Raw genomic sequence first — 20031 nt, 5'->3', positions numbered from 1 at the left:
ACGCCCTTTGCATGGCATACCGGCAAATGATTCATACTACTCCTATTCTTTTACAGAGGAGCCTGTCCAATGAAAAAAAACACCCGTAAGCTGCTGCTGCGCAAATATGCTGTCATCCTGCTGCTGTCCGCCCTCTCGCTGCTGTATTTGTATCTGGGGGATTGGCTTTTCGGGTACGGGCTGGATAATATCGGCTACATTTTCGATTACCTGCTCTATACTGCTTCCGAGAAGCTGACCGCAACAGTGCTGATCCTCTGCATGATCGTGCCGGATGCCGTCTACTGGATACGCGGAACTCAGCCCGGACGCGGTGCAGAGAAATGAGCCCGGACTGCCGCCATCACCACCAGCACCGCCGGAACAACCAGCATGAAAAAAGGATACACCAAATATAAAAGACCTCCGCCCTCATCCAGATGCTCTGTAAAGCTGCGGGCATCCAGCATGGAGGTGAACAGAATAATCAGCGCACAAGGATACAGCATCCGGCGGAAAGGCATATGGAACAGCTCCGAAATACCGACCAGTGCAGCGGCAAAGAACACAGCCATTTTGAAAAACACCCCGATAATCAGCACCATCACTACAAATATATCCACACGCTGGATGAAATCCGAGATCGAAATCTTGCTGATCGTCGGCATCAGCGGCAGCGGCGAGCGCTCCACAATATCCTCACCCAGGACTGAAATATTCAAGGCCATAGTGAAGCTGAGCAGAATGGCGGAGAAGAGGATACCGGCGGCGATGACCCATGGTCCTTTTTTGACACTGGACAAATAGGGCATCAGCATGGTGAAGCAAACCATCTCACCGAACGGAAACATGTAATTCTGATGCGCCACCGAGACCAGCACAGGCTGGAGGCCATTCTCGAGCACGGGCAGCAGTCTGTGCAAATTGATAGACCCCGAGAGCACCAGCATAATTGTGCCGAACAAGCCGATCAGCATCACGACAAGCGCAAAAACCACCGAAGTCCTGCTCAGCACCTCCACGCCTTTATGCAGCACATACGCCCCCGAGAGCACCATCAGCGTGCTGAGAATAAACAGCGGAGTGTTGTGCATGGTTGCCATAGCGAGCATAGTGCTGCCATCGCGCAAATCCCGGGCGGCAAGGTTAATGTAGAGAATGATGTACAGTATGGCCACCGGGGTTCCGATATATTTGCCGAGCAATTGCCGCGTATAGGCGGTAAATGGCATGTCGGGGTGCTTGCGGTACAGATAGGCATAACCCGTGAACACGATCAGACCGGCCACACAGCCGACCAGAATCGAGAGCCAGGCATCCCTGCCGGACTCCATGCCCAGATTGACAACCAGTGCCGTTCCCAGCTCAAACAAAACGGTCAAGCAGAAGAACTGGCCCAGTCCAATTTTGATCGTCCCCATATGTAGACCTCCCCGGATTTATTTGTTGATCTGAAAAGAGTTGCTGCGCATATCCGTATGCCGGATGACGGCATCTGCGTCAAATTGGACTTCACAGGCTGCAAAAATATCCTCCCAATGATCCTTGACCTGCTTCCAGCCGCGCGGATGGGTCCGCTGCAGCACCTGGCCGAAGCCGAGATAATCGCTTTTGAACTCCCGGGCTGAAGCAATTGCTGCCTTAATCTGCTTGATCGTTTCCTCGGTCAGCTGTTCAGACAATCCCTCCAGTACCTCCGGTGAAGTAAGGTCCAGGGAATTGGCAGATTCCTTAATCGCAGCCTGTTGTCTGATTTTCACGATAATGACCGGATGCTCCGGATCTGTAACAGCCGCCTTCAAGGTTACCTGGGACTGATAGACATTGAAAGACAGATAGCCGCCTTCTTTGTCCTTGATTACAACGGGAAACTCTTTGATTTTGTTATGCAAAAGAACGGTGCCCAGCGCGGCGTCGCCGTCCAGCCAGCCTTTCATCTTATCGTCCTTGAACGCTGCCAGTCCTGAAATTCTCAGAATGTTCTTGGGTGAAATGCTTTTCAGGTTATCGTTGGTGTCTGCGCCCTCCCTGCTTCCGCTCGTAAACACCCCATTGATAATAGGTCCGCCTCCTGTGAGCTGAACCCCGCGGATCACATCATCCACCTCCATCCGGAAGTTGTAGCCGAACTGCTTCGAGGTCGTCTCCAGCTTCTCCACCAGATCATTCGCGGGGATTTTGCTGAACACAGTCATCGTCGACATCAGTTCATGCGCCGGCTGTCCTTTGGCGATAAAGATCAGACTGGTGAGCCTGGTATCACTCTCCCGCTCCAGCACATCCAGGATATCCTTGATTCCTTCACGGGCAAGCTCCTCGGACACCACCAGCACCCGTACATGCCCCAGGGATAAGAAACGCGCTGTTTGCCGGGAAGCATCGGCCAGTGCCTCGAACATCGTCCGGCCGGTACCTGTGTACATGGCAACCGGGGAAATCCCCCGGGCATTCTCCCCGGATATTTCCTCAGCAACGATGACCTGAAAAGACAGCCGGTATTTCTCGGCCTCGGTCGGCCCCCGGTCGATGGCTACCCCTGAGACAATGGCCCGTCGGTTAAGCTCCACATTGTCCCAGCAGCCGGTAAGCAGGAGCAGCGGCAGAAGAGCCAGCAGCAGTCCAGGGATGACGGTTATCTTATTCATCAGTTTCATGTTGTTCACCTTCGGCCTGCTGCCTGGCAGCGGTATTATTCTTGAGAATGAGCGGAGACAGCTGCTCGTCATAGCCCGTTGTTAGCTGCATGTATTCAGGCAGCTCTGCGCGCATCTGCTGCGGTGATTTGCGGGGGCCCATCAGCCAGAGCGGCAGCCTGAGAATCGTATCCTTCTGCCCTTTGACCGAAAGAGGCACGAACGGGGACAGATAGGGAATGCCGAAGGAACGCAGGCTGTTCATATGTGCCACTAGTACAATCAGTGCCAGCGTAATCCCGTAGAAGCCGAACATGCTTGCCATGATCAGAAAAGCAAACCGGATAAGCCTACCGGCAATCGCCATGTTATACGCCGGAATGGCAAAGCTGGCAATCCCGGTCAACGCTACCACGATAACCATGATCGGTGTAATGATCCCCGCTTCCACCACAGCGGTTCCCAGGATAAGCGCACCGACAACGGATACCGTTTGCCCGATGACACGGGGCATCCGCACTCCGGCTTCCCGGAGAATCTCAAAAGCCGTTTCCATCAGCAGCACCTCCACAAAAGCCGGGAAAGGTACATTTTCCCGCTGCGAGAGCAGATTGATCAGCAGTGTTGTCGGTATCATCTCATAATGATAGGTAGTCAGTGCCAGATAAACGGAAGGGCCGAGAATCAGGACCAGAAAGCTGACATAACGGATGACCCGCATCAAAATGGCGATATCAAAACGCTGGGAATAATCCTCTGCAGACTGAAAAAACTGTGTGAACACTGCCGGAAGGATCAGGACAAACGGGGTTCCGTCGACAATAATGACCACTCTGCCTTCCAGCAGATTACCTGCCGCCACATCCGGCCGTTCCGAATTGTATATGGTAGGAAACGGTGTGAACGTCTTATCCTGAATTAATTCTTCAATGAAGCCCGACTCCAGCACTTCATCTAGGGCTATCTTATGCAGACGTTCCCTGACTTCCCGGATCAGATCTTCTCCGGCTATCCCCTTCATATACATCAGAGCCACATGGGTCTGTGTTTCTGTACCTATCTTCATGTATTCCAGACGCAGCTTGGGCGATTTGATCCGGCGGCGGATCAGTGAGATGTTCGTGGCCACTGACTCTACAAAACCATCCTTCGGCCCCCGGACCACAAGCTGTGAGGAAGGCTCGCTGACCGAGCGCTGCTCTCCGCCCCGGGTCTCGCAGATAATAGCTGTCCGGTATCCCTCCAGCAATATAACGGTGTCGCCTGAGAGAACGGCCAACATGATATCCTTCCATCCCTCCTGAAGTACCGCGTCGCCGATTTCCAGGGCGCGGTTTAGAATCAGCTGCGGAAGGGTGGAGCGTCCGGTGCCGGGCTCTGCGGTGAATATGGGGGCAGACTTAGCAGCGGAGTTAGCAGCAGACTCAGCTGTGGCGTTAATTGCAGCTTCCGCCCGAGCGGCGGTGCCGGAAGCTGCTGCACCGCCATGGCTGGTCTCCGGTGCGGCTTGATCGCTGGCTGTTACCATATCGTCCGAATCGTCCGGGAACAGGTCCTCCGTATTGCCCAGCAGCGAGCCAATCACAAATTCGTTAACGGCCACCGTATCGGCCAATCCGCTGAGGTGGATTGCCGCCGCTTCAATCCGGCGTTCTCCCCCGATCTGGATTCTGCGGACTTTGAGATCCGGACTGCCGCCAAGCTCAGACTGCATATTATCCAGATTCCGGGCAACGTTATCGGACAGATCAGGAGTTCCGCCTTCAGCTGGCCGGTTCGCCGGAGCTGCAGCTGTTGTCTGTTTATGTTTATTGGACCATGACTTCATATCCGCCTCATCCCTCCCATGCTCATGCAGAGTTCTATTATTCGCGGATATCCTTGCCATTATTCGGCTGGGTTCCCTTCGGGCTGGAGCTCCCGGGTATCCATGCTCTGAATGGAGATTCTTAAGTTCACGCCGCTTAAATTCACGTCACTTGAATCCACGCCACACCGGCAAAATGTTGTACGTATTACAGCTTTGGCTCATAGATAACCGGGCATTCTAGAGGATTGTTGTATGAAATACAGGAATTATCTCGCTAAGTGGCTTAGAGGAGGAAAAATGCTGTATTTCGTACAACAATTCCGGATTTGGAGCTGATTAAAGTAGGAAATGTTGTATTTCGGGCAGGATTTTTAAAAAATGGCGGGCTATGGTGCAATTGGCGGAGTTCATCAGGGAAATCGTGCTCCAGCCGCAGCGAAAAGTTCAAATTCCACCGGGTGAAGGCCCGGCGGATGCAGAAATCCCCCGTAAGCTCGCAGCTCGCGGGGGATTCCATATCTATTGCTATTGGTGTTTAATCCGGCTTAAATATCCACCGAACCGGTATACACCACCTGTGCAGGACCGGTCATATACACATGATTATCTTCCTCATTCCACTCGATGAACAGGTCGCCGCCCTTCAGGCTGATCCAGGCTGAACGGTCCGTTACCCCGTTCAGTACGGAGGAGACCAGAGTGGCACAGGCTCCGGTTCCGCAGGCCAGCGTAGGTCCGGCACCGCGCTCCCAGACACGCATATCCACATGTCCGCGGTCCACAACGGTAGCGAACTCCACATTTACTTTGCGCGGGAAGAGCGGATGTACTTCCAGCTTCGGTCCCCACGTGCCGAGGTCGAAGGATACAGCATCGTCTACATAAATAACCGCATGCGGATTGCCCATGGATACGGCGGTGAATTTGAATTCCGTTCCGTCCGCCTCGATCGGCTGATCCAGCACTGGCTCTGCATCGATCGCTACAGGAATCTGAAGTCCGGACAGAACCGGCTCGCCCATATCCACGGTAACAGTCTCCACCACACCATCTTTTACCTTCAGGGACACCTTCTGTTCACCGGCACCAATCGTTTCAATCACAATCTGCTCCGATTCCACCAGTCCGTGCTCATACACATATTTGGAGACACAGCGGATGGCATTGCCGCATTGCTCGGCTTCCGAGCCGTCAGAGTTCATGATACGCATCATATAATCACCGCGCTCTGAAGGCAGAATGTACACCAGCCCGTCAGCCCCTATGCCGAAGAACCGGTTGCACAGCGTAACTGCCAGCTCCGAAGCATTGCCCGGCAGCTCCTCTTCGCCGAATACAACTATAAAGTCATTGCCTAGTCCGTGCATCTTAGTAAATTCCATTGTATCGTCCACTCCTAAAAGTTTTGTTTGAAATATGCCAGCCGGTTCATCGTAAACCAAGCTTCCCAGTGTAACCAGCATACCTTAAAGGAGTGGAGTGATGCTATTGATTTTATGCCGAAAACTTTGTACTTTTTATCATCTGCCGTCCGCCGCTGCGGCTGCGGTTCTTCTTGCCGCCCCAGACGCTGCCCGCACCCATCAGGAAAGTCGGGACGCCGGCCATCACCAGCACCAGGCACCATTCGCGGAAGCTGAGCGGAACGGTTTTGAATACCGGCTGCAGGAACGGCAGGTACATAACGGCCAGCATCAGGATCACGGATGACAGAACGGCGAGCACCAGTGCTTTGTTCTGGAACGGATTCCGGTGGAATACCGACCGGGAGCTGCGGCAGTCGAAGACATGGATGAGCTGGGCCATAACCAGTGTGGCAAAAGCAACCGACTGCGCCCGCACCAGCTGCTGTGCATTATCCGGAGCAATACGCAGCGTCAGCCAGAATGCGGCCAGGGTGCAGAGGCCGATCAGCAGACCGCGGCTGACGATCTTCCAGCCCAGACGGCGGGCGAAGATATTTTCCTTGGCTCCGCGGGGCTTGTGCTCCATTAAATCCTTCTCCGGCTGGTCTACCCCCAGCGCCATCGCCGGCAGTCCATCCGTGACCAGGTTGACCCAGAGAATCTGGATCGGCACCAGCGGCAGCGGCAGCCCCAGCATCATGGCGAAGAACATCGTCAGAATCTCGCCGACATTCGAAGCCAGGAGATAGCGGATAAACTTGCGGATGTTCTCATAGATATTCCGGCCTTCTTCAATGGCTGCAACTATCGTCGAGAAATTGTCATCCCCTAAGATAAGTGATGATGCTTCTTTGGTTACATCCGTGCCGGTGATACCCATGGAGATTCCGATATCGGCCGCCTTGATTGCCGGAGCATCGTTCACACCATCCCCGGTCATCGCTACCACATGGCCCTGGCGCTGCAGCGACTTGATAATCCGCAGCTTATGCTCAGGAGATACCCGGGCGTATACATAGACGTTATCGGATACTTTGTCGAGTGCATCATCGTCCATCCGGGTAAGCTGGCTGCCGGTCAGGACAGTTCCCCCACGCTGCAGAATGCCGAGCTGATGGGCAATTGCTTCCGCAGTCGTTCCATGGTCTCCGGTAATCATCACGGTTTTGATTCCGGCCCGGCGGGTAACTTGAATCGCATCGCGCACTTCACGGCGCGGCGGGTCAATCATTCCGGCAAGCCCTACGAAGACAAGCTGGCACTCCGCTTCTTTCTCGCTGCCGGCCACTTCTCCGGTACGCATCTCGCGGTATGCCATCCCCAGTACGCGCAGCGCACCTCCGGCCATTTCCTCATTGGCCTCCAGCACCTTCTGGCGCAAGGTTGGCGTACAAGGAACTACTCCGCCTTCCCACAGCATATAGGAGCAGCAATTCAGCAGCACATCAGGTGCGCCCTTGGTGCAGATCATCCGTCCGCCGGGATGGCTGACGATTACAGACATCAGCTTGCGTTCTGAATCAAACGGAAACTCCGTTTCCCGGGTATAGGTAACAGCAAGCGTTTGTGCAGTTAACCCCATTTTGGCAGACAGGGTTACCAGCGCACCCTCTGTCGGATCTCCCTTAAGCTCCCACACAGACTGGGTGTCCGCAACCTTTTCGGCTTCCGCGCCTTTGCCCTTCTTCTTGCCGCGTGTATCAGCAATAGTCTCAAAAATCTCAGCATTGCTGCATAAAGCGCCCACCTGCAGCATCCGCCGCAGACTCTGGTCATTCTTCAGATCTACAGGCTTGCCTTTATGGAGTACATGTCCCGCAGGCGAATAACCCTCTCCGGTCACTTCCAGACTCCGTCCGCCGTTCCACACCCGCGTTACCGTCATTTTATTCTGAGTGAGGGTCCCCGTCTTATCCGAGCAGATGACCGAGGCACAGCCCAGGGTCTCTACGGACGGCAGCTTCCGGACGATAGCCTTACGCTTGATCATCCGCTGGACACCCAGGGCAAGAGCAATGGTTACAATCGCCGGAAGACCTTCCGGAATGGCTGCTACGGCCAGACTGACACCTGCCAGGAACATCGCCGGTGCAGGCTGTCCATGCAGAATCCCTGCAAGAACAACGACAATCGTGAGGCCCAGGGAGACATAGATCAGAATCTTACCAAGCTGCTCCAGGCGGTGCTGCAGCGGCGTTTCCTGGGTTTCTGTATTCTGGATCAGGTCAGCAATCTTGCCCATCTCGGTATTCATGCCGGTGCGGATGACGACTGCCCGGCCTGTTCCCCGGGTCACCATCGTGCCCATGAAGCCGATATTCTTCTGGTCGCCAAGGGGAATCTCTTCGGCATGAATCGCCTCCGCATGCTTGGAGACCGGTAAGGATTCCCCCGTCAGTGCCGATTCTTCGGCGTAGAGGGCGCTGCACTGCAGCCAGCGGACATCCGCAGGGATACGGTCACCGCTCTCCAGCAGGACGATATCACCGGGGACCAGCATTTTGGCTGCAATCACTTCCTGCTTCCCGCCGCGCAATACCTTGGCAGACGGGGCAGACAGCTGCTTCAGTGCCCGGAGCGAACGCTCGGCGCGGAACTCCTGTACGAAACCGAGCACCCCGTTAAGCAGAATAATGGCAATAATCGTAATCGCATCGAGATATTCGCCGAGCAGGCCGGATACCAGTGTCGCACCCATCAGCACCAGCACCATGAAATCCTTGAACTGATTGAGCATGAGCATAACAGGCGATACCTTTTTGCCCTCCGACAGCTCATTGTACCCGCTCTCTTTACGTCTCTCTGCAGCAGCCTCAGCACTCAGACCCTCTCCCGGATGAACGCTGAACATCTCCTGCAGCTCCTCTGCACCGAGGCGGTGCCAACTTTTTTGTTCCATGACTTATCTTTCCCCTCCCGGTCGTTTCTTGACTTCCGGCGGCGCACAGCTTTTCCACCTGTTCATGTCCAAGTGTATTCATGGTCGTCCCAAATTATCACCGCATCCGGTTTCTCCTTTTGCGCGAACGAGTGAAAGTATGGCATCATAGAGGGAGTACATTATTTTTAGGCGACAGGAGAACTTTATCATGGCATTAGACGGTATCGTTACCAAAGCGATCGTGCATGAGCTTCAATCCTTCATTGGTGCACGCGTCAGCAAAATATATCAACCCAGCACACATGACCTGATCTTCACCCTTCGCGGTGCGGGCGGCGGCGGCAAGCTGCTGCTGTCAGCGAATCCGACCTATCCCCGGCTGCATCTGACCGAGAGAAGCACTATCAATCCGGCGGAAGCGCCCATGTTCTGCATGCTGATGCGCAAGCATTGTGAAGGCGGCACCATTGAGAGCATCACGCAGGTAGGCATGGAGCGGATCATTCATATCACTATCAGGACCCGGGATGAGCTGGGAGATGTCTCCGCCAAAAAGATCATCATTGAGCTGATGGGACGGCATAGCAACATCATTCTGACCGAGCTGTCCACCGGCACGATTATTGACGGGATTCATCATGTCACCCCGTCGATCAGCAGCTACCGGGTCGTTATGCCGGGAGCAGCCTATACCGAGCCGCCGCAGCAGCATAAGCTGAATCCACTCGGCATAAGCCAGGCCGCTTTCATCTCGTTGATGGCTTCGGCAGAAGAAGCTGCCCTGTATGCTGCGGAGCATCCGGAGGAGCCTGAGGAGGATATGATCGAGGGCGAGATTGCGGGGCTTCTAGCCTCACTGGAAGAACCGAAAGCCGACGGCTCCGGCGGCCCTTCCCCATCAGACGACCCTGCGGGCTGGCTGGTGCATGCTTTTAACGGCCTGAGTCCGCTCATTGCCGGTGAGATCGTCCACCGCTACAAGGTACTCGGGGGCGATGCTCAGGAGTTCAGCAGCGGGGTAAACCACCCGGACCAGCTGTGGGAAGCCTTCAATTCTGTAATGGAGCCGGTTAGGGAGCTCCGGTTCTCGCCGGTCTCCGGCTTGAATGCCAAAGGCAAACCGATCTTTTCCGCCATACCGCTGAAGCTGATGGGCGGGAATGTGAAGCAGTACAGCTCCATCAGCACATGCCTGGAGGATTATTACGGGGATAAAGCGGAGAAGGATACCGTGAAGCAGCGGGTAAGCGACCTGATCCGTTTCCTCGGCAATGAGCGCGGCAAAAACATCAAGAAGCTTGCCAATCTGCAGAAGGATCTGGACGAGGCCCAGGACGCCGACCAGTTCCGGATCTGGGGCGAGCTGCTGTTCGCTTCCCTGCACACTTTGAACAAAGGGGATAAGACGGCAAAGCTAGTAAACTATTACGATGAGAATCAGGCGGAAATCACTGTTCCGCTAGATCCGCTCTTAAGCCCTACGGACAATGCGCAGCGCTATTTCAAGAAATACAACAAATATAAGAACAGCCTGCGGGTCATCGGCGAACAGCTGCTCAAGACCCATGAGGAGATTGCCTACATGGAGACGCTGCAGCAGCAGCTCGCCCACGCCTCCCTGAATGATATCGAGGAAATCCGTGAGGAGCTGGTAAGCCAGGGCTACCTGCGTGACCGCAGCAAAAAGGGCAAAAAGAAGAAGAAGGCGACCCGCCCTACCCTGCAGGTGTTCACCTCTTCCGAAGGCATCGACATCTATGTAGGCAAAAACAATCTGCAGAACGAATATGTCACCAACCGTCTGGCTTCGGCGAACGATACCTGGCTGCACACCAAAGACATTCCGGGTTCGCATGTGGTTATCCGCAGCGAGGAATTCGGCGATGCCACCTTAGAAGAAGCTGCACAGCTCGCCGCTTACTTCAGCCAGGCGAAGCAGTCGAGCAGCGTTCCGGTAGACAGCACCCTGATCCGATACGTCCGCAAGCCAAGCGGGGCTAAACCGGGCTTCGTCATCTACGATCATCAGCGGACGCTATTCGTCACACCGGATGAAGAGCGTATCAAAGGTCTGGCAAGCGTTCTGCGAAGCTAGCCCCGGGAAACCAAACAACCTCCAGCCACTGGCATCATCGCCAATGGAATGGAGGTTGTTTTTGGTATTGCCGCCCTACAAGTTTCATAGGGCAGGTATTATCACAGGCTACCGGCCTTTCCTAGGGCGGATCGCTTCATTCAGGTTCAGGCTCAGCTTCGGGCTGCCTTCAATTGCTCCAGCACAGCTGTGGATACATGGACACTGCCGATATCCCCGTGGAAAATCACGCCATGCCGCGCCCCATGGAAATCCGAGCCGCCGGTGACCAGCAGGCCGAATTCCTCAGCCAGCGCAAGATAACGCTCATGCTCCGCCGGACCATGATCGGAATGGTAGACCTCGATTCCGCGCAGAGCACCGGTCTCCAGGATCTTCCGCACCAGTTCATCATCCCCGTAAATACCGGGATGGGCCAGCACCGCTGCACCGCCCGCTTCCTGTATCCAACGGCAAGCGGTTTCCGGCGTGATGCGCGGAGGCGATACATACGCCGCTGCACCTTCAGCCAGATATTTATCGAACGCATCCCGCATGTCCGCTGCCGCTCCCAGGCGCACTAGCTCATCGGCAATATGCGGCCGGCCAACACTCTCATCCGGCTTCAGCTCTCTGCCCATGCCCGATAACACCTGCTCCATGCTGATCTCAATCCCCAGCCCGCGAAGCTTGTCTATTATTGCCTCATTTCGCCCCAGGCGGGTATTCCGCTGCTGTTCCAGCCGGGACAGGAACAGCTCCTGCTCTGTATCGATATAATAGCCGAGCACGTGAATCTCTTTCCCTCCGGCCCGCGTACTGATCTCTACACCGGGAACCACCGTAATTCCCAGCCGCTTACCGGCTTCCAGCGCTTCTGCAATACCGCTTACGGTATCATGGTCGGTAATGGCTACCGCCGCCAGCCCTTTCTCATAAGCCAGACGCACATTCTCAGCCGGAGGCTGCATACCGTCCGAAGCCTGTGTGTGGCTATGCAGATCACATCTTCCCGGCGCGGGCCCCTCTTCGATTCCCTGCGTATGTTCACTGTTATTATTCTTCTCTTCCATATGAATCCCCCTCCATTCTCCAAGTTATATCTTGTCTGCGGCGTTCTTATTCAGCTATTGCCCGTCCGCATGCTGGCGCAGGAAGGCCAGGAACGTTACAGCCGAAATCGGCAGCAGCGTCGACTTCAGATGAATCGCGTAGAACTGCCGTTTGAACGTGGCATCTGTGAGATTGACAATCTTCAGCAGTCCGAGCGCCACCTCATGCTTAACCGATGATGTTGAAATAATCGTAATTCCAAGCCCGGCCTCCACAGCCGACTTCACAGCGCCTGTACTGCCCAGCTCCATCACAATCCGCATGGCGCCGGGATCAAGCCCCTTCGCTAACAGCTGCTCTTCCATCACTCTCCGTGTCCCTGAGCCCTGCTCACGCAGCACGAACGGATAGCCGAGCGCATCGCTTAGGGTAACTTCAGCCTGGTCCGCCAGCGTATGACCCTGCGGAACGATTAGCTTGAGCTCATCGCCCATAACGGGCTCGATGACCATATCCGGATGGGACACCGGCGCTTCGATCAGCCCGAAGTTCAGCTGGTGTTTGTTAATCTCCTCCATAATCTGCGTGGTGTTCATCACCTTCATCATGATTGAGATGTTCGGGTATTCCCTGCCGAAGGGGCCGAGCAGGCGCGGAAGCACATATTCGCCGATCGTCAGGCTCGCGCCCAGCTGCAGCCGGCCCTCCAGCATATGGGTGAAGGCTGACATCGCCTGATCCGTCTCCCGCATCAGCTGCATACTGCGCAGCGCGAATGGCATCAGCGTGCGGCCGGCTTCGGAGAGCATTATTTTTTTAGTCGACCGGTCAAACAGCTTGGCTCCGAAATAATCCTCCAGCGCCTGAATCTGCATCGTCACTGCGGGCTGTGTCATATGCAGCGTCAGTGCCGCCGCCGAGAAGCTGCCCCGTTCGGATACGGTATAAAAAATATGTAGCTGGTGAAAGTTCATGCTTTTCTGACTCCTTTTCAAAATAACCACTCAAAGTGGCGATTTGCTTCGAATGAATGGCAATTCTTCAAAAAAGGGCACGCAGCCATAAGCCGCATGCCTTCGTTGCCATACTCTCTTCTACTTGCGTCTGCGGCGCTTCTTCATCAGCTTCATACGGCGGGAGTGACGCAGCCACGAATAGTATTTCTTGAGATCCCGCAGCTGGGGAGTCGCCGAAATCCGGCCGAGAAACGACACCACCACCATGACGTACAGCGGCTCACCGGAGAGCGTGGTTACGCCCTCAAGCTGCCTGAAATCGACCACAATCACCGTATCATCATCGATCAGATAGGCATTATACTCACTGTGCGAATAGGGTCTAACCCTGTTCTGCTTCAAGCATTGCCAGATCCATGCCGTCACGTCGCCGTTCCCGTTATTCTCCTCAGCGACCCGGTCCGCATAGCGGCTCTTCGCATGCTGGGTAAGCACGATATCGGCAATCCCGTAGTTATTCAGCACGATATGGAAGGGCTCATACGCCCCCCACCATTCCATCCCCTTGCCATGCATTGTCATCACACTCCACGTAAAAGGGTCTTGGCATGCTCTTATTGTTGTCAATCTTACCGCATTGATGTCTGTTGTTCAAGCATTCCGCCCTCCCTGTGAAGTGTACAGGCGTGAGTCTTAGTGTCCGATCTTGTGCAGGCTGATATCGCTATCATCGACATAGCTGCTGCCTTTGATCATTTTGCAGTTTTTTTTGAAGCGGGCCGCTTCTTCGGACAGATCCTCAACCGAAGCGAATCTGCGGCTGCGGTTGGTTACAACGGCGATGGAGATTGAGACCAGCGGAATCTCCTCCATCCGTCCTGAACGGCTCTCGGTCAGCACAAACTGCCGGGCCAGATGCCCGGCATGATAGAAATCTTGTACCACCCTATCGAACGCCCTGATGATGCTCCTGCAGCACTCCTCATATTGATAATGGCTGATGAAGATAATAAAGTCATCCCCGCCGATATGTCCCAAAAAACCGTCCAGACGCAGCGCCTCATGCTTCAGAAGCTCCGCCGTAGCCTGAATCATCCGGTCGCCTTCCTTAAACCCGTATGTATCGTTGTAGGCCTTAAAGTGATCCAGATCAATGTAAAGAACACTGAACTGCTCCTGCAGCAGCGATTTAACCATCCACTCTGTAATACTGACATTGCCCGGCAGTCCCGTTAACGGGTTCAGAAAGCTGGCTGCCACCGCCTGAATTTCCGCAAAATTAAGCAGCAGATCCCGCACGCTCACCGCTCCGAACAATGCGTTTCCGTGGGTGACGATCACATAGTCATACAGATTCTCTTCGTTCCTGGCCATAGCCAGCCTGCTCACCTCAATGATCGGCGTCTTATAATCCACCACAAGCGGATTTTTATCCATCACCAGCTCCACGGATCTGCCCATATACAGAGTATAACCATACAGCGTACCGATCTGCTGATAAAAACGGATTCTCATGATGAGCGCTACCGTACAGCCATTGTCAGTTACTGCGACGCCCTGGAGCTGTGGATTCTTTTTGAAAATCTGATCTACGTACTCACATTTGTGATGGATCGTAATTTCCGGAATCTGTTCGGCGATTTCACCAATTTGAAGAAACATGCCTATACCCTCCTCTTACTGGAAACGGCAGTGCCGAAGACGGAAATCCTCCATGCTCAGGCAGATGGGCCGGTCTTCCAAGCGCATAACCTTGACCAAACTCCACTCCTGCCATCTGCAAAAAAAGCAGCTCATGCGCCGTCTCGATGCCTTCGGCAATCACCCGGGTAGACGAGCGGTCCGCGTATTCCCGGACCAGCTCCAGCAGCTCCTGCTGTTCCCTGCTGCTGTGAATTCCGCGGATCAGCGACTTGTCCAGCTTAATGAACTCCGGCTTCAGGTAGACCAGCGTCTTGAGACTATTGTAACCGGAGCCGGCATCGTCAACGGCAATGCGGAAGCCCTGTTCACGATAATGGGACAACACTTTCTCGAATCCGATATAATCCTGCACCGCCTGACGTTCCGTCAGCTCAAACACCACACGCTCCGGCGCAAGTCCCAGCTCCTTCAGGAGGGTAAGGGTTTCACCGCTTTTGTGACGGGAATCATTCAGCACCCCCGGATGCACGTTAACAAATAACATTTTATCTCCCGCAGCATCCGCCTCCGGCAGCCTCTCCATATAACGGGACAAGGACATTCTCCGGCAATACTGCTCGAATCTGAACATCTGCTCTGTCCTTCCGGCAAAATCATAGAAATGCTCGGTGCTCGGGAACTGCGGGGACCTGGGCGGACGGTTCAGCACTTCATGTCCGATCGTTATCCCGCTCCGCAAATGCAGAATCGGCTGAAAGAACGTATCCAGCATCTCCTTATCCATAATATCAAGCAGCATCGATAATCTGCCCAGCTCCCTGGCTTCTTCCCTGAATCTTCCGCTCAGATGCTGAAAGTATTGCGGCAGCGCCGCCAGCTTGCGGGACAGTGTCCCTGATTTATTCATTTTATCACCCGTATGTTTTCTTCGTGAATTTTGTCACTCTCTCCAGCATAGTCCGGAAGTATTAAGCAGGTATAAACTATGGGCGGCAGTCAACGGTTTCCGGCAGTAATTAAGGACAGGCCCGGACTGGTATAACGTCCAATTCACACTAGTGAAAATCACTTAGGTAAATCGCCTGCTGAGGGTCTGCAATGACCCGGACATGATATGTGCCTAGGAGTATCCGGTATGCTTAATTGCACTTTGTACAACTAAATCCTCTGACTTTGAACCCCCTCAACTTTTAGTTGTATTTCGTGCAATTAAAGTGACTGTAGCAGAAGGTTTCCACCCATTTTGGCAGATTTAGTTGTACAGAATACAGTAAAACGATGCAAGCACATCTTTTCGCTGTTTTTAACTGCACAAACTACAACTATCACTGAATACCCAATTGATACTGGATACACAAATTGTTGCATTAAATGAGCTGTTGTACTAACCGGAACATACTCAAGGTATTTCCGGGTACAGCAAATAACCTCAGGCCCGCATTGGCGGAATGAGGTTAGGTTAGAAACACAAAAGAGCATGAGACTTATAGGTACGTTAGAATTAAAGCTCAGTTACAGCTCAAGGCCCACTCCGCTCATTCTGAGCTCCAGCATCCTGGCGATTAGGCTGCCCAGATGAGCTCCGGCCTCAACCGGAGGAGTGCCTCCCTGATGAATGTTGGATAGAACCATCCGCTGGGAATCTGTCATTCCGGAACGCGGCCTGTAGCCAAGATAAGCACTCATGGACCGGGAGGTGATCAGCCCCGGACGTTCCCCGATGAGCAGAACAATCACTTCGGGCTCCAGAATATCGCCAATAGCATTCATACAGCCGACCCTGGCCTTCCGTACAAAAAATGGCGTCCCCGCAGCCAGCCCGTGAACTGCCAGAGAGTCCAGCAGCGCCGGATAAATATCCCGCAGGTTGCTCTCAATGGCATCGGCACTTAGTCCGTCCGACACCACAATCTGCACCTGCGGAGCCTGGATACAGCGCTCCCGCAGAAGCCGGATACTGCTCTCTGGCAGCTGCCGGCCCAGATCCGGCCGTTTCAGGTACAGCTCCTTCTCCGTCACCTCTGAGTTAACCGCAAACAGCTCCAGATCATCCAGCAAGATGCTGCTGACGCTGCCGTATACTGAATCGACTGCAGCCGCATGATCCAGGCGCAGCTGCAGCTGCTCACGGGTCGTCGGCCGTGTTCCTGCCCGGCCTGTGCCGATCCGCGCCGGTGTAGCCTTACGCAATCTTTCCATTCCATCCGGATCGTGGAATACCATGCTTGCTCCTCCTTCATTGTTTAGATAAACCGCGTCGGATCACCGGCAAGTGCAGTCAATCGGCCATTCTTCAGGATACCCATTTTTTCCGCCCAAGCTGAGAACTCTGCCCCCGGCTGCAGACGCAGCAGCTCCCGTACAGTAGCAATATCATGAAAGCTGGTCGACTGGTAATTCAGCATGCAGTCATCCGCCATCGGAACCCCGATGAAGAAGTTTACTCCGGCGGCCGCCAGGAGGACAGCTAAGTTATCCATGTCATTCTGGTCTGCCTTCATGTGGTTCGTATAACAGACATCCACACCCATCGGGAGTCCCTGGATCTTGCCCATGAAATGATCCTCAAGTCCGGCCCGGATTACCTGCTTGCTGTCATAGAGGTACTCAGGTCCGATAAAACCGACGACGGTGTTCACCAGAAACGGCTTGAATGCTTTGGCCAGACCATAGCAGCGGGATTCCAGTGTAAGCTGGTCCACACCGTGATGACTGCCCGCTGACAGCTCAGACCCCTGGCCCGTCTCGAAATACCAGCGGTTCTCCCCGCTGGCCGTGCCGGACTCCCGGATCAGCTGATCCGCCTCCTGCAGCAGCCGCAGATCAATCCCGAAGGATTGGTTGCCGCTCTCTGTACCGGCAAGACTCTGGAAGATCAGATCCGCCGGAGCCCCCTTGGATATGGCTCTCATCTGGGTGGCCACATGGGCAAGCACACTGTTCTGCGTTGGTATGCCCCATCTGTGAATGACCTCTTTGGTTTCGTGGAGGAGGCGGATAATATTGTCTGTTGTATCAATGACAGGATTGATACCGATTACCGCATCCCCGATGCCGTAGCTCAATGCTTCATAGATGGAAGCCTTCATCCCCAGCGGATCATCCGTAGGATGATTGGGCTGGGCCCGGCTCCCGAGCCGCCCGCGTTCTCCCAGCGTAGTATTGCAGCGGGTAATCACTTCACACTTGGCCGCGGCCTGGATCAGATCCAGATTGGACATCAGCTTGGCCGCCGCAGCGGCCATCTCACTATTCAGGCCTCTGCCGATCCGGCGCACCTCAGTCTCAGATGCAGCGAGCAGCTGTTCTCTCAGCTCTCCAACCGTCCAGCTGCGGATCGTTTCGTAGACCGCTTCATCGACTCCCTCTTCGATCACTCTGGACACCTCGTCAGTCTCTGGAGGCAGCAGCGGGTGGCTGCGGATATCCGCAAGGGTCAAATCGGCCAGCACAAGCTTGGCTGCCATCCGTTCGCGGTCGTCCGCTGCAGCGATTCCGGCAAGCTGGTCCCCTGACTTTTCTTCATTTGCCTTGGCAAACAGCTCCTTCAGATCATGAAACCGGTAGCTCTCGCCAAGCAGGGAGACTGTCAGCTTCATCGGTTATCACTTCCTTTCCGCCTAATTTGTTGAATTGAAAACCAGGGTCTTAACGGCAACCGGTATATAATTCCCGTCCGCCGGGATTCCAATGTCAATATAATCGCCATGCGCCACTGTAATCTGGTCCAGACAGACGCAGGCTTGCCGGCCTTGGGATAGCAGATAGATACAATTGCCCAAAGCTTTGGCAATGTCATTCTCACAGATCAGGATGCAAAGCTTCAGCTTATACCTCCGGGAGCACCCGGTCACTGCTTCAGCAATCCGGCGTAACACAGCATAGGAACAGGGGGTGATTTCCGGGATGGCGATTGCAAACTGCATTGCTTCCGGTTCAATTGAACCGTGCCTTATGGCTCCCGCAGCAAAAGCGGCTTGTATAGAGGCTAAAAACGCATCCGGCTGCTCAACGTCCTGGATCTGTACGGGCCAGACCAGCTCTATTACGGGAATATTCCGCAACGGCAGCAGGTTGGGGTCTGCATAAACCGTTGAACCGCTGAGCTGCAGGGTATGAACACCGGCACCAATCACTGTAGCCCGCTGCGCGCCTGGAGCGGCCTGCAGCTTCACCGGGTAGTGTTCGGCCGCCTTTTTAATGGCATGAGCCAGCAGCGGCCCGATATCCCCATACCTTGCAGTCTCCGCGATATTGCGGGGAGCGGCCTGCTCCATTAATGCACCCACACCCCCGGAGATCCAAAGCTCCGTAACTGTAGCCTCTCTTGCAAATGCAGCCGGAAGGTCCGGGTGACCATAGATTAATGGACAGGCTTGCGGATCACTGCCCTTAAGCAGGACCTCCAGCAGCAGTTCACTCCATCTCCGGGTGACCTCCTGCAGCACAGGCCAGTCCGCCTGCTCCCCCTCTTGCAGCCACAGCCCTTCACGGTTCAGCCATTGCCGGGCTGCGGGATATATTTTCGCTACGGTTCCAGCCTTATCCAGCATGATCAGCCGGCCGCCGATATGAAAGTTCAAGGTTCCTTTGCAACTTCCGCTATTGAAATATGCCGCGTTTGCCGTACCGCCTCCGATATCCACATTGACTATTGTCCCCGCCGCTCTTTGCGAATGAGCTTCCGCTCCAGCGCCTTTACCTGCAAGGACAGCCTCCAGATCCCCGCCTGCCTGGGCAACCACGAACTCTCCCGACTCCCCCGCCAGCTGATGGAGGATGGAATCCGCGTTCGGTCTTACCGCCGTTTCTCCAGTAATAATGACAGCCCCTGTATCTACCTCCTCAGGCTTCAGTGCCGCGCTGTGGTACTCTGCCGACAGGATCTGCTGTAGCGCCGGAAGATCGATTTGCGATTCGCCTATTAGCGGTGTTAGATGCATCGGGCTCTCATATATAATATTCCGCTCCGTGATTTGATATTGCGGTAGCATGGACAGACCATATCTCCGTCCGACCGTAAGTCTGCTGAAGACTATTTTAGTCGTACTAGTTCCAATATCAATTCCGACACTGGTGATCTCGCGCTTCGGTTCTATGCCGTTCCCTCCCGCCTGCTGCAGTGCCAAAATAAATGCCAAAGTATAAAAAAGACGCCTTATCAGACTTGCACCGCTCTGCCATGCGTGGCTATTACGTCTGAGACCTCTGTTGAACTCATTGTGTTGTATTTATTGTATTGTATTGTATTTATTGTATAGATCTATTGCAGATAATCCCAGCGGGATCAGCTTGCTTTCCTTGAGGATATAGTAAGTCACCGGCGATTAGCTGTCAATTTAGTTAACATTCCCCCGGGAAAATGTCATCCGTCCCGCTTTTGGCAGATTCCAAGGTAATCATACCCCATTCGGTTCATTGCCCCATCGCTGGAGTATTGTACTCGGTTTTTCACATACATTTGGCTCGTCTTCCCTATCGCTGGAGATTGTATTCGGTTTTTCGCATACATTTGGCTCGTCTGCCCTACCATTGGCACATTGTATTCGGTTTTCGCATACATTTGGCTCTTCTACCCCATCATTGGCAGATTGT

General features: G+C 54.2%; 15 protein-coding genes. 2 read left to right on the top strand and 13 right to left on the bottom strand.

Translation table 11 applies throughout. The features are described from left to right. Window positions 1–69 precede the first annotated feature (69 nt). The gene (locus P40081_RS15190) at window positions 70–327 is read left to right on the top strand and encodes a hypothetical protein (RefSeq protein WP_042136582.1); all 258 of its coding nucleotides are present in this window, start codon (window positions 70–72) and stop codon (window positions 325–327) included. Here P40081_RS15190 and P40081_RS15185 read toward each other — a convergent pair. From P40081_RS15185 to P40081_RS15165, 5 genes are all read right to left on the bottom strand, one after another. Next, a complete protein-coding gene (locus P40081_RS15185) occupies window positions 300–1400 on the bottom strand; it encodes a GerAB/ArcD/ProY family transporter (RefSeq protein WP_042136580.1) in 1101 nt (366 codons plus the stop codon). The two genes, P40081_RS15190 and P40081_RS15185, sit on opposite strands and share 28 nt — an antisense overlap. 18 nt (window positions 1401–1418) lie before the next feature. Beyond that, window positions 1419–2633: a Ger(x)C family spore germination protein gene (locus P40081_RS15180; RefSeq protein WP_052421841.1), complete on the bottom strand. Its 1215-nt coding sequence runs from the start codon at window positions 2631–2633 to the stop codon at window positions 1419–1421. After that, window positions 2617–4440: a spore germination protein gene (locus P40081_RS15175; RefSeq protein ID WP_231575360.1), complete on the bottom strand. Its 1824-nt coding sequence runs from the start codon at window positions 4438–4440 to the stop codon at window positions 2617–2619. Before P40081_RS15175 ends, P40081_RS15180 begins: the two co-directional genes overlap by 17 nt. A gap of 527 nt (window positions 4441–4967) precedes the next feature. Further along, window positions 4968–5804 (bottom strand): diaminopimelate epimerase, encoded by an 837-nt coding sequence (gene dapF / locus P40081_RS15170; RefSeq protein WP_042136578.1) that lies wholly within the window; start codon window positions 5802–5804, stop codon window positions 4968–4970. Between the two features lie 112 nt (window positions 5805–5916). Further along, window positions 5917–8727: a calcium-translocating P-type ATPase, SERCA-type gene (locus tag P40081_RS15165; RefSeq protein WP_042136576.1), complete on the bottom strand. Its 2811-nt coding sequence runs from the start codon at window positions 8725–8727 to the stop codon at window positions 5917–5919. A gap of 190 nt (window positions 8728–8917) precedes the next feature. Here P40081_RS15165 and P40081_RS15160 point away from each other — a divergent pair, with 190 nt between their 5' ends. Next, entirely contained in the window at window positions 8918–10804 is a 1887-nt protein-coding gene (locus P40081_RS15160) for an Rqc2 family fibronectin-binding protein (RefSeq protein WP_042136574.1), read from the top strand. A 152-nt stretch (window positions 10805–10956) separates the two neighbouring features. Here the strand turns inward: P40081_RS15160 and P40081_RS15155 are convergent, their stop codons facing one another. The 8 genes from P40081_RS15155 to P40081_RS15120 form a co-directional block, all read right to left on the bottom strand. Then, window positions 10957–11817, bottom strand: a complete 861-nt coding sequence (locus tag P40081_RS15155) for a PHP domain-containing protein (RefSeq protein ID WP_042141104.1) — start codon at window positions 11815–11817, stop codon at window positions 10957–10959. A gap of 93 nt (window positions 11818–11910) precedes the next feature. Continuing rightward, window positions 11911–12810 carry a selenium metabolism-associated LysR family transcriptional regulator gene (locus P40081_RS15150; protein ID WP_042136572.1) on the bottom strand — a complete coding sequence of 300 codons (900 nt, stop codon included), beginning with the start codon at window positions 12808–12810 and terminating at the stop codon, window positions 11911–11913. 120 nt (window positions 12811–12930) lie between these two features. Continuing rightward, entirely contained in the window at window positions 12931–13368 is a 438-nt protein-coding gene (locus P40081_RS15145; RefSeq protein WP_042136571.1) for a hypothetical protein, read from the bottom strand. A 117-nt stretch (window positions 13369–13485) separates the two neighbouring features. Beyond that, window positions 13486–14454 carry a GGDEF domain-containing protein gene (locus P40081_RS15140; protein ID WP_042136569.1) on the bottom strand — a complete coding sequence of 323 codons (969 nt, stop codon included), beginning with the start codon at window positions 14452–14454 and terminating at the stop codon, window positions 13486–13488. Next, the gene (locus P40081_RS15135) at window positions 14435–15343 is read right to left on the bottom strand and encodes an EAL domain-containing protein (protein WP_042136567.1); all 909 of its coding nucleotides are present in this window, start codon (window positions 15341–15343) and stop codon (window positions 14435–14437) included. Before P40081_RS15135 ends, P40081_RS15140 begins: the two co-directional genes overlap by 20 nt. 605 nt (window positions 15344–15948) lie before the next feature. Beyond that, window positions 15949–16659, bottom strand: a complete 711-nt coding sequence (eutC, locus tag P40081_RS15130; RefSeq protein ID WP_042136565.1) for an ethanolamine ammonia-lyase subunit EutC — start codon at window positions 16657–16659, stop codon at window positions 15949–15951. 20 nt (window positions 16660–16679) lie between these two features. After that, window positions 16680–18035, bottom strand: a complete 1356-nt coding sequence (locus P40081_RS15125) for an ethanolamine ammonia-lyase subunit EutB (RefSeq protein ID WP_042136564.1) — start codon at window positions 18033–18035, stop codon at window positions 16680–16682. Window positions 18036–18056: 21 nt separating this feature from the next. After that, window positions 18057–19577 (bottom strand): ethanolamine ammonia-lyase reactivating factor EutA, encoded by a 1521-nt coding sequence (locus tag P40081_RS15120; RefSeq protein ID WP_052421840.1) that lies wholly within the window; start codon window positions 19575–19577, stop codon window positions 18057–18059. Window positions 19578–20031: the final 454 nt, after the last annotated feature.

It is taken from the genome of Paenibacillus sp. FSL P4-0081 (assembly GCF_000758565.1).
Taxonomy (GTDB): Bacteria; Bacillota; Bacilli; order Paenibacillales; family Paenibacillaceae; genus Paenibacillus_AQ; species Paenibacillus_AQ phytohabitans.
This window is presented reverse-complemented; position numbering and strand designations above follow the sequence as displayed.